Source organism: Granulosicoccus sp. 3-233, from assembly GCF_052681095.1.
The window spans coordinates 1-17,951 of record NZ_JBQYLE010000028.1; the positions used below are offsets into that span (position 1 = coordinate 1).

Annotated in this window: 6 protein-coding genes and 2 pseudogenes; 4 read left to right on the forward strand and 4 right to left on the reverse strand. The window is 53.4% G+C overall.

From position 1 onward, the window contains the following. Positions 1-1,121 precede the first annotated feature (1,121 nt). A complete protein-coding gene (locus tag ACUNV4_RS29790) occupies positions 1,122-2,312 on the reverse strand; it encodes a hypothetical protein (protein WP_430882323.1) in 1,191 nt (396 codons plus the stop codon). Positions 2,313-2,552: 240 nt separating this feature from the next. Continuing rightward, positions 2,553-2,987 (reverse strand): annotated as a pseudogene (locus ACUNV4_RS29795) (IS66 family transposase); the annotation flags it as partial. A gap of 505 nt (positions 2,988-3,492) precedes the next feature. On the opposite strand from ACUNV4_RS29795, the gene ACUNV4_RS29800 reads away from it, so the two are divergent. Beyond that, positions 3,493-5,526, forward strand: a complete 2,034-nt coding sequence (locus tag ACUNV4_RS29800; protein WP_430882324.1) for a GDSL-type esterase/lipase family protein — start codon at positions 3,493-3,495, stop codon at positions 5,524-5,526. Positions 5,527-6,082: 556 nt separating this feature from the next. On the opposite strand, the gene ACUNV4_RS29805 is transcribed toward ACUNV4_RS29800, so the two are convergent. Further along, positions 6,083-8,380, reverse strand: a complete 2,298-nt coding sequence (locus tag ACUNV4_RS29805) for a TolB family protein (RefSeq protein WP_430882325.1) — start codon at positions 8,378-8,380, stop codon at positions 6,083-6,085. 592 nt (positions 8,381-8,972) lie between these two features. Here ACUNV4_RS29805 and ACUNV4_RS29810 point away from each other — a divergent pair. Further along, positions 8,973-9,134, forward strand: a pseudogene (locus ACUNV4_RS29810) (hypothetical protein); the annotation flags it as partial. Between the two features lie 122 nt (positions 9,135-9,256). On the opposite strand, the gene ACUNV4_RS29815 reads toward ACUNV4_RS29810, so the two are convergent. Continuing rightward, positions 9,257-12,031, reverse strand: coding sequence for a family 16 glycosylhydrolase (locus tag ACUNV4_RS29815; RefSeq protein WP_430882326.1), 2,775 nt, complete (start codon positions 12,029-12,031; stop codon positions 9,257-9,259). An 897-nt stretch (positions 12,032-12,928) separates the two neighbouring features. Here ACUNV4_RS29815 and ACUNV4_RS29820 point away from each other — a divergent pair. Together ACUNV4_RS29820 and ACUNV4_RS29825 are read left to right on the forward strand one after the other, a co-directional pair. Next, positions 12,929-14,581 (forward strand): FG-GAP-like repeat-containing protein, encoded by a 1,653-nt coding sequence (locus ACUNV4_RS29820; protein ID WP_430882327.1) that lies wholly within the window; start codon positions 12,929-12,931, stop codon positions 14,579-14,581. A gap of 228 nt (positions 14,582-14,809) precedes the next feature. Beyond that, positions 14,810-17,479: a thrombospondin type 3 repeat-containing protein gene (locus ACUNV4_RS29825; RefSeq protein ID WP_430882328.1), complete on the forward strand. Its 2,670-nt coding sequence runs from the start codon at positions 14,810-14,812 to the stop codon at positions 17,477-17,479. Positions 17,480-17,951 lie beyond the last annotated feature (472 nt).

The following is a 17,951-nucleotide window of genomic DNA, read 5'->3' on the forward strand; positions in this document are numbered from 1 at the left end:
GTGCCTTGATATGAAAACGCCAAATCAGGTAGCCTTTGGCATTACCCCAACCGTTGCACTTGGGATTTGAAACCGCGGAGTGATAGTGGGTTGGCAGTGTCAACTTCCGCCGCGGCAAATCAGGTAGCCTTTGGCATTACCCCAGCCGTTGCACTTGGGATTTGAAACCGCGACACATATCAAGGGTATTCCAAACCTGAAATAATGATGTCGTGATCGGATTCGATTCCAAAATGGGCGCACAACGTGCACAACAATCCGCGCAACGATAGATACCGAAAATGACAGCAAGCAGGCCATACGCCCTCCCACTGTCATCCTCGGTCTTGATATCAGGCTATCTTCCTATTCCTGATTGGCGCAGACAACAGTCGCAGTACCGGTAAAACTATTGCATCTATCGACGATTCTTTGCTGATTGTCGATGTTGTAATAGCATGTCCACGCGCATTCATATCGGTTCGACTCGACACCATCCAGGGAGATTGGCTGCGGTGATGAGCTAATATTCAGCCACCCCGGGGCGAAAGAAGCGTAACAGGAACCACCGATCGCGGTATCCCCAACATCGCATGAAGCGGCTATGCCATGTTGTCTTCCCGCTGGACTTTCGCTAAACCGGATACTTTCGTATTTGCTGTAAAACACGGTGCTCGCTGCGGGCGTGCCGGCAGGCCCCTGCACACCTTGTGGTCCTTGAGGGCCTGTTGGTCCGATATCACCTTGCGGCCCTTGAGGGCCAGAGGGTCCGATTTCACCTTGCGGTCCTTGTTCACCTGCATCGCCCTGTGGCCCTCTGTCTCCAGTGGCACCCGGTATACCCTGTGGGCCCTGTGCTCCATCTGCGCCAGGTTGCCCAGGTACACCCTGCGGACCTTGTGCCCCATTGGCACCCGCCGGTCCGGTCGGCCCAATGGGGCCTTGAACACCCAAAGTCACGTTTTCATAGCCTCGTGAACAGCTATCGTCAGCTTCCAGCAGCTGCACGATTCGTCCGCTTCGACTGACGCAAACCTCAACAGGCGCATCTTGCGCGTATGGTTGGCCTGGGCTCATCACCAGTGGGCTGGCGATGAGCAGTGGAGATAGGCGGGCAATGGTTGGATACATATTCATGCTTCTCATTCGGGTTGAGTCGGGACGTGGATGTCTGTTGCTTTGCGCTCCCAGCGAATCATCGTTGGAGCCGTGCAGCCATGATTGTATTGCGAGGTACTGTCGCTATCAATCCTGTCCAGAATCTGTTCGCAAGAGCAGCCTGAAGTGTCCTCAAGCGAATAGTTGCGTCTGCTGCTGGACGTTTCGAAAGCACCAAACTCAGGTCCATTGCCAGTGAGTGCATGGCGATTTCGCCGTAAAGATGAATACGGCACTTGTTCCGGAATTTCCGTGTAGGGGCAAACATCATCGTCGTTCAGTACACCATCGCCATCCTGATCGAATACGGTGTAATCGTCCTCGAAGGACCAGTTGACAATGCGGTCTAGTTGATCAGGCGGGATATCGTCCAGCAGATCGGTTGAGAGGATACTGTGTCCTTCCAAATTACTCACCCAGTTCAATGCGTCCGCAGCGCTGGCATTCAACTGCTGAAAAAAGAGGAAGTAGACCGATTCTCCGGGTTCCACGAAGTGCTCCAGCCTTGCATAGATGCCCTCATTGCCGAAGCAATTGAAGGTCTCGGATGAGACGGCATCAACCATGGCCGAAAAATCGCTGCCACCCGAAATCACCGTAGTATTGGCGGGGTCAACTACCGCGTCATCCGAAATGACCCAATTATCGAATTTACCAAACGCAGCATCTCCATCACTGGTGCTGATGATACTCGTCGTGTCGTCTGAGCCATAATTCACGACGTATTGCACCTCTACCATGGCAACTGAATCACCGGTATTCACAAGTTCCAGCAGAATGCGAGCAGTGGCTGTTGTCTGGCTTATGTTCATGGTCAGACTGACATCGAATGGCTCGATAGTCTGAGTACCAAAGCTTGCCTCGTTATCGACCACCGCCAGGTTTCCAGCTACTTGCACACCCTCTACCCAGATCATTGAGGACCAGTCGAAGGCGTCTGATTGGTCAGATAGAGAAGCGTCAACAAGGCCTGCACCCATCCCAGGAGATGTGAAGGAGCAAGCGCCTCCCAAGGGCTGGGCATTGTCAGTTGTCACCTCATCAGTGAGTAACCAGATCGATTCAAGGCCGCCCTGTACCTGGACTATCGCTGCATTTGCGGCTTGTCCCAGCGATAACGCAGCCAGTATGCCAAGGGTGAGGTAGTGAAAGGTGTCCTTCCTTTTGGTTTTCATTATTGCTCCGTGGTTGGTAAGTATCGCTGATACGGCTGTGTGCTGGTAATTGAACGAATTGGATGCCATTTCCCTTGAGGTGCTGGTCGTGTGTTGCAGGCCAGGTAGGTACTTGCATTTACCAGGCGTGAAATCCAAGTGCAATATATCTATCCGACGACAGATGTGAACGATACTGGCACAGCAGAAGCAAGCGGGTAAAGGGAGTGTCTTGTTTTTTTCCGTGGGGGAATTGGCTTCCTAAACCAAAGTACAGGTATACCTTGAGCGTTTCACCAAAAGTATTATCAGTGATATCTTGATTTCTATGAGCCGGTTATACGATTGCGGTGTATCGGTTTGGGCAGCTCGCTGATACTCGTACCAATCCGGGCCTCTACTATCACTTTTTGTGTAAGCGCGAACCTGGCAGGGTACCCCGCATGACAACCCAATCCACTTCGCCCTTTCATGTTTTACGGTATGAGATCCTTCTGGGCTATCACTGAAAAGACGATTCTTGCGGCCGACTGCGAAGGGCCGGATGGCGTTCTCGGCCAGCATGATGCTGATGCGAAGTTGCCCATGTTCGCAATAGCGAAGCAGGTGATCCCACTGGTTGAACGTGTAATTGATCGCCCGGCGTGTCAGTCTATCCTTGGGCAGGGTCGGTTGCCGCTTTTCGAGCCAGAGCTTGAGTTTGGCAAGTTCCGTTTCAGATCAAGTCGAGATTTACATGAGAGTGATAGCTCGCCAAGTCGGGTGTGTGCCTACTTTTTCTTGAGCCCATTGCTGTACCCGCTGCGACCCTCGGTTCGCCAGTGAGGCGCCGGTTACAGATGCACGTGGCGCTACAGGTTCATTTCCCCGTGGAGCAGGGAATCCATCAAGTCTCTGATGCCATCAAATACTTGCTCACTAAGCAATTTCAAAACACTCTCAAACTCGTAATGCAGTTGGTGCTTGGTCATGGCATCCAACCTCTTCCGTCCTTTGGTCGGTAGAGAAAATGTAAGCAGCGACCAGCGCCGTCGCTTCAAGCAGCTGTCTGATTCACATCACTCATGATGCGCTAACGCCTGGATTTCGATCGTCATCAAGTTCTTTCAGTATCAAGAATGGAGGCAGGTCCAATAATTTGGGTTGATATATTGTATTCTTGCGCAATCAGCTCAGCCCGTATCACACAGTAGAAGTCAAGATGGTAAATTTCGCGAAACGCTTTGATGGCTTGCAATTGAAACGGGGGGGCGTACTGGCCACCGGCAAGGCAACGCTGTTCACACTTGTGGCGATGACAGCGCAAGTCCAGGCCCTTGACATCATGCCGCTAGGGGATTCCATCACCGAAGGTTACGGTGCATGCAGTTATCGTACGCCATTGGTCGAGAGCTTCGGTAACTGCAATGTCACCATGGTTGGCAGTAAGACGGCTCCGCGCGCCAAGCCCGGGGTTCCCTTGCCGACAAACTGCATTACGACTAATACGAACAGTGAAGGACACAGCGGATATTCCACGTCCAATTTCATGGACACGTCACCGTACGGCGTAAGCCGTGTGCGCTATTGGGTGGATCAGAACACGCCTGACGTGGTGCTGCTGCACGTCGGCTCCAATGACATGGCCAACCTGACCAGTTCGACTGCCTTTCCTGGTGAATATGATCCCGTTACAAACACGGGTACAGGTGCAATTGGCAGAGTCGTGGAAATGATCAACGAGATCTATGCGGAAAATTCCAATGCCAGTATTTACGTCGCTGATCTGATTCCCTGGTATGAATCATCTGTGGTTGATGCGAGGATCGATGAACTGCGCATCGAACTGGCAATCATGGTGAATGATCGCGCTTCCGATGGTGACGATATCCAGACCGTTGCGGTTAGCCCGGGCTACCAACCGAGCATGATGGATGCGGATCAGGTGCATCCCAATGAGATCGGTGAGAAGCACATTGCAGCACGCTTTGCCAGGGCTTTGCATGATGACAACATTTGCAAGCCAACACCGCAGATAACTTCGCCCCAGGGAACGACCCTGCAAGGGGCTACCCAGAGTTTTACCTGGAATCTGAACAACATGGACGGTGACTATGTTGAAAACTGGCAGGTTCGGGCTGGTTCCAGTAGTAACAGGGGCAATTACGGCATTGCAAGCGGGAGCGGTTCAGCGACCCAGGCAACCTTGACTGGTTTGCCAACCAATGGAGAGACTGTCCACGTCACTGTGCGAATTCAATATTTCACGGGCCAGTGGGTCACTGCGAGCCAGATCTATACGGCGGCCTCCGTCGGTAGTGGCGAAACCTGCAATGGCAAACCAGTCACCGTCTATCTGGCGAATGGAGATTCTCCGACCGCTGGCGATGACGTCATTCTGGGCACTGCTGGAAACGATACCATCAATGCGCTTGGCGGCAATGACACCATCTGTGCGCTTGCCGGCAATGACACGATCGATGCTGGTAACGGCAACGACTGGGTTGACGCAAGTGCTGGTAATGATGTTGTTGATGGCGGAGATGGTAATGATTACATCATAGGCGGATCCGGCAATGACGAACTCTCAGGAGGGGAAGGAGACGATGAACTGCTAGGGCATAGTGGTGATGATCAATTGGTTGGTGAAAACGGCGCCGATGTTCTGAAAGGTGGTGACGGTGTCGATCTCATCCTCGGCGGCCCAGGGAATGACAACATCATCACTGGTAATGGATCGACCGTCGGTCATCCCTGGTTTGTGTCAGGAGGCAGCGGCAACGATACCATTACAGGTGGCTCGGACAATGACGACATCCTGGGGGCTACAGGAGACGACCTGATCATTGGCAACAATGGTGATGATGAGCTCGCGGGTGGTGACGGTGAAGACGTCATCAGTGGCGGCAATGGAATGGATACCATCACTGGTGGCAATGATGACGACGAGCTGGATGGTGGCAACGGCAACGATGTTATCTACGCTGGAGCCGGTGATGACATCGTCACAGGAGGCAATGGGCGAGACATATTGGTCGGGCACACAGGCATTGATGATATTGACGGTGGTGCTGGCAATGATCATATTCGCGGAGGCGATCAAGATGACACGCTCAAAGGGGGCGATGGTAATGACTACCTGACAGGGCAGACCGGCAACGATTCCTTGAATGGAGGTCCCATGACCGATACTTGTGATGGAGGTCCGGGGTCTGACACTGCAAGCCAGTGCGAGACGGAGCTGAATTTGCCCTGAAACGGTTGTTGCTATCCACTGGTGTTGCTGCCTATCCAGATGAAAGGATTCATCGATGACAGCAGTGAAAGGGATCCTGATTGGCCGGCAGCAGGGCGGTGATGAGGCTAGGGTCAATGTGACAAAACGCGGTTTTGACGCTGGTGTGAGTACAGGAAGCGCCTCCGGCAATTGATGTTCTTGGGTTACCAGGCTCAACGATGCCATTACCAAGAGGCCATTGCCTGTGAGATCAAGAGAGCAGATCTACAGCCTCGAATCAATGGCAATCCGGCGTTTCGAATTTCTGATGATCAACTGTCCAGTCGAACCGGATTGGAGTTGTCGCACTACAGTTGTCGCTGAGTATTTTTGCCGAGACTGACGATCGATATCGATGGGTCGTCAGTACTCTCCACGGGATTGCAATTCGAAGGGGTCAAGCGAGGATGCAACCCCCTTCACCGCAAAGTACCCAACTATCATCCCATTGTGCGTCTGAGGCCAGAAGCGGTCTGACGCTTGGACCCTGAGTCAAGCGACTCAGGGCCTCTCGCGGTCTACCTCGACTTCTCCCTCAACGAATCGCCCGCTGCCAGCGCAGCAGGGTCGTGGCCGTGCAACCGTAGGTCTGCTGCTGGCTGCTGGCGAAGCCGGGCTGAGCCAGGATATCGGCACAGGAACAACCACCGGTATCGGCGGTGGTGAACTGACGACGCGAGGTGGAGGTGAAAGGCACCGGCGCGCTGCCATCGCCTGGCTGGGTCAAGGCAAAACGATTGGTGCGCAGGGTGCGGGTGGGAGCGGCATCAGGGATGAGAGTGGTGGGGCACAGATCCAGTTCGTTGTTCAGTGCATCGCCATCGATATCCGCATCACAGGCATCGCCCAGGGCATCGCCATCCAGATTGGCCTGATTGGCATTGGGGATGGTGGGACAATTGTCCTCTCCCTGGCAATTGGAGAAGTTACCGACCAGACCACCGGGATCACAGGCCCCATCGGCATCCGTATCGAGTTTGGTGATGGTGACGGTCTGGAAGGCGCTGGTGGAATTGCCGGAAGGATCGGTGGCCATCCAGGTGATTATGGTGGTCGTATCCACCGGATAGTCCGCCGGGGCGTCGTTGGAGATGGTGACCGGTTCGAACAGGTCGGAGGCGCTCGGCACACCCGGGTCCAGCGTCTCCACGGGGCCCAGGGAAGTGAGGGTGATATCAGCCGGAACGACCAGGGTGGGCGGGGTGGTGTCCTGCACGGTGATCAGTACCGAATCGGTGTCCGTCTCGATGCCATCGGACACACTCAGATCAATGTTATCGATCCCCAGCGGCAGTTGCACACTGGGCTGGATGCCGGCAGTGGTGCCGAAGTTACCGACCCAGTCGAAGGTCAGGGGATCCGAGTCGGCATCGAAGGAGGCGGACCCATCTAGCATTACCAGGGCCCCGGCGGGGGACGTGGCTTCGAGGATCTGATCGGGTCCGGCATCGGCAACTGGCGCGGTGTTGCTGGCGGCCGGGCTGAGGTCGGCCAGGTAGACCTGGAATAAAGTACTCTGACCGCCGATCACCAGGGAGGTGCTCTGGCTGGTGAACAGGACCTGCTCCCCGTCGGGGCTTAGGTTCGGGTGGAAAGAGCTGTTTTTCCCCGACTCGCCGGAGGGCTGTGAGATCAGGCGCTGCGACTGGGTGTCGCGATCGAACACGAAGATGTCGCCGAAGTCGTCCGAATCGTCGGGGTGCAGGTTGGAGGCAAAGGAGTAGAAGGCGACGAAACGGCCATCGGCGCCGATGGATGGCTCGAAAGAGCTGTTATTGCCTTTGACGGGGGAGAGTCCACCGGCGGTACTGATCAGCTCCAGGGAGTCGGTATCGCGGTCAAACACAAAGATGTCGGGAACTGTGTCTGTATCGCCGGAATGCAGGTTGGAAGCGTCGGATCGAAAAGCGACGTAGCGGCCATCGGCGCTGATGGACGGCTCATAAGAGTTGCTATTGCCCTTGACAGGCAAGGTTCCACCGGAGGTACTGATCAGCTCGAGAGACTCGGTGTCGCGATCGAACACGAAGATGTCGTGAATAGTGTCCGAATCGTCGGGATGCAGGTTGGTGGCAGAGGAACGAAAGGCGACGAAGCGACCATCGGAACTGATGGACGGTTCTACAGAGTCGAAATTACCTTTGAAGGGTGATGGGCCACCGGAGGTGCTGATCAGCTCGAGGGTCTTGGTGACGAGGTCAAACACGAAGATATCGGCCCTTATGTCCGCATCGTCAGGGTGCAGGTTGGAGGCGAAGGTGTGGAAGGCGACGACACGGCCATCAGCGCTGATGGACGGATGCAAAGAGTTGTCATTACCCTTGACGGACGAGAGGCCGCCGGCGGTACTGATCAGCTCCAGAGAGTCGGTGTCGCGGTCAAACACAAAGATGTCGGTAGTGGTGTCCGTATCGCCGGGGTGCAAGTTGGATGCCTCGGAGGTGAAGGCGACGAAGCGGCCATCGGCGCTGATGGATGGATGCAAAGAGTTGTTATTGCCCTTGACGGGCGACAGGCCACCGGCGGTACTGATCAGCTCAAGGGACTCGGTGTCGCGGTCAAACACAAGGATGTCACCGAAACTATCCGTATCGCTGGGGTGCAGGTTGGAAGCGTAAGAGTAGAAGGCGACAAAGCGGCCGTCGGCGCTGATATGATTGACACCACTTTGGATACTGTAACTGGCTGCATCTCCCGGCCCCCCGACTGTGTCCTGCGACAGGCGGGAGTAGGGGATAGGGTCTGCCAGCGCGCTGGGCGGCCCGAGCAGAGCGAATAGCGCTCCTCCGATGGTGAGTCCAGGGGTGAAGCATTGCTGTAATGAGCGTGACATGAAAAATCTCCTTGAACCGGTTGAGGCCGTCATGGTCTCAAAGGGACTGACTACGTCTGGCGATAATGCGGCACGGGTTCGTCAGGCCGATGATGTTCTGGTCGGCGAGAGGGGTTTTTCTCCAAGAACGCCCTCACGCCGTCGCAGAGTGACACGAGGCCCGTCAACCCCGGTACATCCACCATACCGTTTTGACGTACCTCCCGTTCACGGTAACGGAGTCCTTCGGTGATAGCAATACCGCATTGCCCTTCAAACAGCGGACAGGTTTTCACGGGAAATAGTGCAATGGTGTCTCTTGCAAGGGTGGCTCTCAGTAGATGCTCGCAACACACCGTCTCGAATGAAAAGCGGCGTCCATGCTCTCGCTCTCCCTATGCTTTCGATGGACTCTGAGCCAACCGACTCAGTGTCCCTCGCGTTCTATCTCGACTTCTCCCTCAACGAATCGCCCGCTGATTGATATCCGCATCACAGACATCGGCCAGGGCATCGTCGTTCAGGTTGGCTTGAATGTTTGGTCGGTTTGTCGACTTGAGCGCACTGGGACTGAACCCAGAACCAGCCTGTTGGTGATTTCGCTGCGGATGGTGCAGCGAGTCAGTCAAACTCCTCAGGGAATAGCCCCAATAGTAGCCAATTCACCCGCGACACTTCCTCTGCACTAGCTTGCGTCGCTGGGGCTGCGGCATTGATCAAGCAGCAACACTCTGAATTTACACCCGTGCAACAGGATAGAACGCGTCGTCACTGACGTCTGCGCGACCCGGAAAGCTCGCGTTCATTGACCAACAATCCACAAGGCGATTGATGGATTGCCGACAAAGAGTAATTCGAAAAGGGAGGTGGTGCTGACGAATACGGGAGATCGGGCAATTACTTGCGTTGATAGGCTCTTACGTAATCAATGACAAACCGAGCAGGCATGGCGCCCGGATCTACATCTCCGACGAAATTTCCGCCAACCGCAAGATTCAGGATGATGTACATCAGCTGACGCGACACGTTCGTGTCGTTGAGTTCTCGCACCACCTCGCCGTCGATATACCATTTGATGACACCGGGCCTCCACTCAATACCGTAGGTATGAAATCGATCGGAGTATGCTTCTCCCTGGGGAGCAATGCTTGTTGTCGCGGAGGACACCAATTCACCACTGCCATTGAAATAATGATAGCTGTGATGGATTGTGTCAGGAGCCTCGCCCTTCAGCTCCAGGACATCTATTTCCGGCATGGGGCCGACATAGTAGGCATTCAAAAGCCAGAATGCAGGCCAGAGCCCATTGCCTTGCGGAACTCTCGCCCTTATTTCCACGTAACCGTTGACGAACTTGAAGGCATCATAAGAAGTAATCATTCCTGATGAGTATCCCGGATTCCACCCGCCGGATTCCTGAAAACCGGGCACATGCTGGTAAGTCGGGTACAGCTGCCAATATGAATCGTTGATGGATGGTTGTGTGGGTATGGCTGCCGGATCGGCATTGTCAGCAGTTATGACCAGTCGGCCGTTTTCAAAGGTGAATGGATTGATGCTGGAGTTCGCATGGCTGTCTATCTTGTCAATATAGAACTGTTCCTCGTTGTTGATTTGCAGGTAAGGACCCCAGAGAAAACTGGAGTTCCATTTCGACGTATCAAGCGTGTTGCCACTGAATTCGTCTGCAAACATCAACTTGAAATCTGATCTAAGCACGGCGGGAGTAATCTTCGCAGGCGGTTTTTTCTGATAAACCCGAATGTAATCAAGTTCGTAAACTGCAGGAAAAATGGTCTCCGACGTTGGGCTGCCAGGCCAACTGCCTCCAACGGCCAGGTTCGCCAGCAAGTACATGGCTTGCTTGGGTACGGTGAAGTTGTTGCGATTAACTCGACGTGTTTCAATGCCATCGACATACCAGATCAGCAAGTCCGGAGTCCAGGAAACACCAAAAGTGTGAAAATCCTCCGTGAAATCCGGTCCGGTGGTCACGTACGTGGGAGATGATACTTTCGCCCAGTTATTCTCGATATCGAAATAATGCAGTGTGTGGTAGATCTCTTCGGGAGCGTGACCTAACGCCTCCATGATGTCGATTTCCGGAACGTCTTCCACGTATTTTGTTGTCAACAACCAGAATGCTGACCACAAGCCCGCGCCGGCGGGGAGTTTGGCTCTGGTTTCCGCATAGCCATGTGTAAAATTGAAACTGTCTGAGCTAGTGATCAGACCGGACAGATAGTCCACGTCGGCTTCGTCGTAGTTCGGATTGAAATTCTTGTCTGGATCGGAAGCCCAGATGGGGTCTGAAGCATCCGGCTGAGCAGGTGCGCTCGCCAGAGCAGAAGTTTCATCGGCGATAATCTTGAGTGTAGAGCCAGTGAATTCGAAAGGCGAATAGTCTGAATCGGCGTTCAATCCCAACGTATCCAGATAGACTTGTTCTTCGGCGTTGATCGGCTGGTAGGGGCCCCAGAAAAATGCAGTATTCCATTTGTCTGGATCAAGTGAAGTTCCGTTGAATTCATCGCTGAAAACCACCTCGTACTCGGCGAGATTCAGAGTAGCGGGTTTGAGAACATGACGTCTGCTAGGCAGGCTGGTTTGACGATTCCCCACGCTGTCAAAAGCCCATACCTGTGTGAAGTAGTTACCGGGCTGGTCTGTGGTAATCGAATAGTTCCAGTGTGTTTCGGTACTGGACGTCGGCGTCAATTCAGCGTTGACTCGAGTGTAACTGGTCTGAAAATCTGAACCGTTCCAGAACTGGTTGGTGGACGTATTCTTGATAACCAGTTCAACACGATCGATTCCGCTGCTATCACTCGCAATCCCGGACACGAGAACGGGACTCACCACGGAGGCGGAGAGCTTGGGGGTCGAAAAGCTTGCTGACGGAGGGACTGTGTCTGACGGTACGATCGAAAACCGGTGCGTGACTGGCTGAACGATACGATTGTTTGATGTATCCCAGATCCAGAGACTGACGAAATAGTTTCCGAGCTGGTTGGAATCGAAGCTGTAGTTCCAGTCACGATTTCCTGCAGATCCCGTCAGTATCGGATTGACTCGCGTGTAGGCACTGGAGAAGTCCGTTCCGTTCCAGAATGTTCCGTCATCAAGATTCTTGATAACCAGCTCTACTCGGTCTACAGAAATGTCATCGGTCGCAGTTCCGGACATGCCGACCGGGGAGTTGAGGTTCGCATCTGGAGCTGGCGAGACTATGGTCCCGGTTGGTGCTGACACATCTTGAACTGTGGAGACGACAGAAAATCGGCGGCTGACAGGAGGTGAGGGACGATTGCCGGACGCATCCCAGACAAAAGCTGCAAGATAGTAATTGCCATTTGCTATTGAATCTAACTGATAGGACCAGGAGCTGGACGTTGGCTCTCCGCTCAGTGGACTTCTGATTCGTGTATAGCCTGACTGAAGCTCAGTCCCATTCCAGTACTCATTGGTGTCAAGGTTTCGAATAAGCAGTTCGACCCTGTCCAGAGCAGTATCGTCCGTAGCATTTCCTTCCAGCAACGCGGGCAGCGTCAAGCTTTCCTCATGTGTGGGGCTCGCAATCGAGACAGCGGGATTGGATGTGTCGGCGTTGCCCTGGGAAGGTGCCCACAGGAAGGTGATCAGCAGTGTCCAAAATACGGGTTTGAGGCTCATTGTAATGGAAAAGATTTTCGTTTCATCTCGAGTGTCGTTGACTCAAGAGTTTATAGGAGTCGCAGCTGACAAGACGGTACATCTGTCAGGAATTCAGCCATGACGTACTTTCGAGCTTTTACAAAAACTACCGACCTGTGTACTCAAGCAACTACCAAGCAGGCTTATTCGCCATGTTCAGTGAAATATGTTGCTTGAACTTGCGCTATTTTGTCCGTTTTCATCTGTTCTTGAAGATTCGTGAACAGCCGACAATAGTTACGTAACGTAATCGAAACTGATGTCGTCGACACCGGCGTGTCGCTTACGTGCAGCGGGGCTCGACCTGCTCGATCATGACCGCCGTGCAGGCGGACCGGTGGATGCATGCGCGCAGTCTTGTATGCCTCCACGACTACCCCGGTTATATCCCGACCAGGCATACGGTTTGGGGAACGAAGTAGACCACGACCGGTATCGAAGAATTTGGTCGGAGGAGGTCTTGGCACAATGCGGTTTTCTCGCCGATCAATGTCGCCCGATCGAGATCGCTGTATGACATCAAGTTGTTGCAAACGATCGGGGGGGGGGCGTTCGAGCAGAGAGTCTGCTACGCGATAGACCTTGACATCAACATTCAGTATCAGTGATCATTTTGTGATGCAGTTCAAACAAGGTGCGTGTTTTCAAAGGTCACTCGATTTTCCTCATGATCTTGCTTTCCGAGCTGCAGGCCGACGTGAGTTCGACCGCGCTATGAGAAAAATGGATGTCTGGCTGCATCGTCGTGTGGATGCAGTACACCATTGATTGGCAACAGTCACTCTTGTCGGGAAAGTACAGTGAAGGGATCAGGTTGTACTTCGAGATACGCAATTAAAGTGTTCAAACTCGGTCATGTTTAGGGATGAATAGTCGATGAAAAGAACCGCTAGTGCTGTTTTTGCTCTTGTGGCAGCTGCCGTCTCACCTCTGTCAATTGCTGACGACATTTCTTTCGTTGATACCGGACAGGCGCTCGGCAGCACCGAGGGATTCAGTGTCGATGCTCAGCTGGGTGACATAGATGGAGATGGCGATATCGACGCGCTCGTTACATCGGTTGGTGAGGATTTCGCCATGCAAACCTGGATCAATGATGGTTCAGCAGTTTTTACTCTGGGGCAGACGTTCGGGCTTGGCAATAGAGATGAATTCGTGTTGGGTGACTTCGACTCCGACGGTGACCTGGATGCCTTCGTTACCAGTAACGGGCTGAAGGAGGTGTGGAAAAATGATGGCGGTGGCACCTTTTCTCTGTCATCGTCGTTTACCACAGGAGAAATACAGGTACGCGAGGTCATTGCTGGCGATCTGGATCTGGACGGTGATCTGGATGTATTTTCCAGCGGCAGAAATATTGAAGTCTTCCTCAATGATGGAAACGCTGGATTTACGGAGCTGCAACAACTCGAATTCGGGTTCTCTTCGTGGTCCGCACTGGGAGATGTCGACGGTGACGGCGATCTGGATGCGTATCTCACGTGTGCCGGGCAATGCAACGAGCAACTGTTGCTGAATGACGGAAGCGGACTATTCACGACCAGTACTCAGGTTTTTCCAAACGGGACCAATCTGGTGGCTATCGCGCAATTTGATTCCAGCACTGGGGTCGATCTGGTGCTCGCTAGTGATAATCATGTCAAGTTGATGAGTAACGATGGTGGCGGCATATTCACGACCACTAATGATGCCTTCATAGGGTTTGTCCCAAGGCTGGATATAGCGATTGGTGATCTGGATGGCGATGACGATGTCGATGTTTTCACGGCGGGAGGCTCAAGCATTGCCTTTTTCAGCAACGACGGCGAAGGTTTGTTCGCAAAGGTTCAGGAGGATGCCATACCCGGTTTCGGTAGCGCGGCACTGGCAGATCTGGATGGAGATAGCGACCTGGATGCATTTGTCGCGCTCTGGGTCGCTGGCAATCAGGTGTGGCTCAACGAATCGGTCATTGAACCTGATTCCGATGGAGATGATATTCCGGATAGTTCGGACAACTGCCCCGATATGGAAAACTTCGATCAGACCAACTCCGATAATGACGCTCTAGGTGATGCCTGCGACGACGATGATGATAATGATGGTCTTTCCGATGACAGGGAAACTTCGTTAGGTACGAATCCGCTGGTTGCTGATACTGATGGTGATGGCAGTGATGATGCTGTCGACAATTGCCCCGTTGCTGCCAACGCGGATCAAGCCGATCTGGATAATGACCTCGTCGGCGATATCTGCGACGAGGATCTCGACGGAGATAGCGTTGGCAATGATCTGGACTTGTGTCCTGCCACGCTGATACCAGAGAACACTCCGGTGGTGAACCTGCGTCGCAATCGCTTTGCGCTGACCGGCAATGGCGCGGCACCAGCCACCTTCGAATCGACAAGTCGTCGGGTGTTCACCACTGAAGACACCGGTGGTTGTTCATGCGAACAGATACTCGAGCAACCCGGGTTTGGTGGTGCCAGGCAGGCAGAGTACGGCTGTGTGGCCGCGACACTGATCAGGTGGTCGCGGCAGGTGCCGTAGGTGCAGGTAGCAACGAATCTACTGATCAGAGTGGAGTTATCTGCTATCGCTGCGTGGGAAATTGTCTCCAATCCTTGGCTGCAATGATCGTGTATGGGTGTTTCTTACCTGTCACGGCGCGTCAAGCCCGCAGTATCAGATAACCAACAAGACCGAATGATTGCAAGCTAGAGCTTTCTGGAGCCATTCCGGGAGGCAAATACAAGGATGATCTAGAGGGCCCCATCAATGCCAGCAACAACAATATCCGCCGCGGTTTTGAGTGCATTCAAGATAGGATGCACAGTGACAGCATGGAATAACTACAACATAGAATTCTTGAATATTGCCTATGGTGCAAACATCAACATTCCAAGCGTGCAATATCCTCATGCACCTGACGATGCCGCTGTCGCCATTCTGGGGGCAAAACTTGAATTAGGAGGCTATCCGGCGGCATCGCAATTTCTGGACCTGGCATGGTCTGCCTACAGTCATAAGGAGAATATCGCCAAATTCATGTCCGCTGTTGCTCAGGCGGAGCACTGTGCAGTGGTGAATGCAGACAATGACTGGTTGCCGTCTATCATCACCGCCGGTTATGCGGCAAATGCCTCCAGTGCAGGGATATTCGGAATGATGAATGCCGGATTGCCAGCGCCGAATCCAGATATTTCCTACACAGCTGCCTACGGAGGAACCAGTAGAAGGGATTACCTCGATGTGGGAGGTGAGTGCGCCGTGCTTGCGGACTTGGGGGAGGGAATCGATACTTTCGACGGGTCTCCTTGTGATGACATTGTCCTTGGTGGTGAAGGTGACGACATTATTGATGGTGCAGGGGGGAGTGATTATCTCTTCGGGGGTGCTGGGAACGATCATTATCAAATTGATAGTCTGGCTGGGGATATTGTGTCCGATTGGGGGGAAGGAAATGATCACGATATCGTCCACCTTGGCGACGTGACAATGTCCGAAGTATCATTTGCGACCCTGCAAGGTAATCCAGGAGACCTGATAGTCAGGTTTCGCAATACGGGTGTGAACTCGCTGCTCGCTGGCGCATTGAACACCGGTGAGTTCAACGCGATCGAAGAGATCACGTTCTCTGATGGTTCCTCGATTGCAACGTCGGAATTGATTGGTGCAATAGAAGTGCTGGATGATACCGTGCCCCAGAATACTCCGCCTGAGGACGCGCTTGTTTTCTGGGATATGGTTTCATCCGTTAATCCGAGCACTGTTCCAACAAGCACGGAGCACTTCCTTGAAGTGAGGTTCGACAACAGAGATGATTTCCATGTAATTGATCTCCCGGTAGCTTTGGAAGGCCGCATCCAGATACTGGATGGTTCATTCGACACGAATAATATCGTGTACGCAATTGATGTGTCCCACAGTACTGATGTAGCCGGGAATGATTGCAATGGCGATCTGGTCGTAGACGAGAATGATGATTTCGCGCCGTATGATGCAGGGGTTGGCACCATCCTGGACTGCGAAGTCGGTGCTATCCTGGCCTTGAACGAAAGTCTGGGAAGTGATGGCAACATCAGTGTCGGAGTGGTTTCATTTGCCAGAGACGGCAATGTTGAACTGGGCTTGGTGTCACCTCCGGACAAGGATAGCGACGGAGACGGCATCACTGATGTGGAGCAGGCTGTAGTCAGGTTGCGTCAACTTTCGGGTACGCATTTCCCCAATGCACTGAGCGCAGTGGGGCAATTGTTGAATAGTGCTCCTTCATCGTTCAAACAGCATGTCTATTTTCTGTCAGACGGTGACGACTTCAGATTTGACGGAATCGAAGCTCAGGCTGCAGATTTGCAGGCGAGAAACATCAGTGTCGATACGTACGCCATTGGCAACGAGTCTCGTGGTTGCCAGGGCACAGCTCTGGGTGCGGTAGCTGAGTTCACTGAAGGGCAATGTTATTCTGTGGAAGATGTAAGCACTTTGCAGAATGGAGTATTCTTCCATGGGATCCCTCCGCGACCACCGGCGGGTATAGATCGATTGGCGGTCTCAGTCAACGGGGGAGGAGAAGTCGACGCCTCGATTGATGGGGCGGGTAACTGGGCCGTCACCGTGCCCTCTACAGAGCTGCTGTCAAACAGCAATTCCCTTGAAGCCATAGGATATGCTTCGGACGGAACAGTAGCGATTGCCAGCATCGCCCTGAACTATCCGGACGATGAAGACATCGAGGACAACTGCCCTGGTGTCGATAACCCCGAGCAGACCAATTCCGATGAAGACGCCATGGGTGACGCCTGCGACGACGATGATGACAACGATGGACTCTCTGATGATGAGGAGGCGGCGTTAGGTACGAATCCGTTGGTCGTCGATACGGATGGTGATGACAGCGGTGACGCCACAGACAATTGTCCCGTCGATCCGAACGCAGATCAGGCCGACCTGGATGGCGATCTCGTCGGTGATGTCTGCGATGACGATATGGACGGAGATGGTGTCGACAATGTGGACGATGCGTTTCCTCGTAATTCTGACGAATCCGCAGACGAAGATGCGGACAGTGTTGGTGACAATGGCGATAACTGCCCGATGGACGCAAACGTCAGTCAGGCCGATTTTGACGGCAACGGACTGGGGGATGCTTGTGATCAGGATGAGGATGGAGATGGAGTAGCAAACAGTGCCGATTTGTGTCCTGCGACTCTTATACCGGAGAACACTCCGCTGGTGAATCTGCGTCGAAATCGCTTTGCGCTGACCGGCAATGGCGCGGCACCAGCTACCTTCGAATCGACAAGTCGTCGGGTGTTCACCACTGAAGACACCGGTGGTTGTTCATGCGAACAGATACTCGAGCAACCCGGATTTGGTGGTGCCAGGCAGGCAGAGTACGGCTGTGTCGCCGCGACACTCATCAGATGGTCGCGGCAGGTGCCTTAGTGCAGTAGTGTTGACGCAAAGGGTGTCTTGCGTCATCGATCTACGTGATTTCCAGCCTTTATGGGTCTACGTGATTTCCAGTCTTTTGTAACCGCACTGGAAATCCGTTATTTCTGGACACCACCAAGGCTGATTGGGTCATGAATCACACCGCGGGGTATGGTACGTTCGGCACGCCATTGATGACTTTTCAGAGTTGCATTAACAGCTATGACCTTGGCCCAAAACGATATCCGGCTGCGTGTAAGCAGCAGCGTGAAAATCATGAGCATCGTACGAGAAGTTTCAAGAGAGATGGAGGGGTAGTGGTCCTCCTTTTCGTCGTTGGCCCTGATTCACGAATCCAGAGAACAGCGCCCGATGATCATTTGTCATTCTATACGCCTGGGAAGTAGCTAAACGCCTGGGAAGTAGCGACAACTTCCGAAACCCGTCACCGCGCCAGTCGGCGACTCTACCGTGCACTTGGCCA

Coding starts and splice junctions, on each gene's coding strand:
- ACUNV4_RS29825 (WP_430882328.1), top strand. CDS start 14,810: ATGCCAGCAACAACAATATCCGCCGCGGTTTTGAGTGCATTCAAGATA.
- ACUNV4_RS29815 (WP_430882326.1), bottom strand. CDS start 12,031: ATGAGCCTCAAACCCGTATTTTGGACACTGCTGATCACCTTCCTGTGG.
- ACUNV4_RS29820 (WP_430882327.1), top strand. CDS start 12,929: ATGAAAAGAACCGCTAGTGCTGTTTTTGCTCTTGTGGCAGCTGCCGTC.
- ACUNV4_RS29805 (WP_430882325.1), bottom strand. CDS start 8,380: ATGTCACGCTCATTACAGCAATGCTTCACCCCTGGACTCACCATCGGA.
- ACUNV4_RS29800 (WP_430882324.1), top strand. CDS start 3,493: ATGGTAAATTTCGCGAAACGCTTTGATGGCTTGCAATTGAAACGGGGG.
- ACUNV4_RS29790 (WP_430882323.1), bottom strand. CDS start 2,312: ATGAAAACCAAAAGGAAGGACACCTTTCACTACCTCACCCTTGGCATA.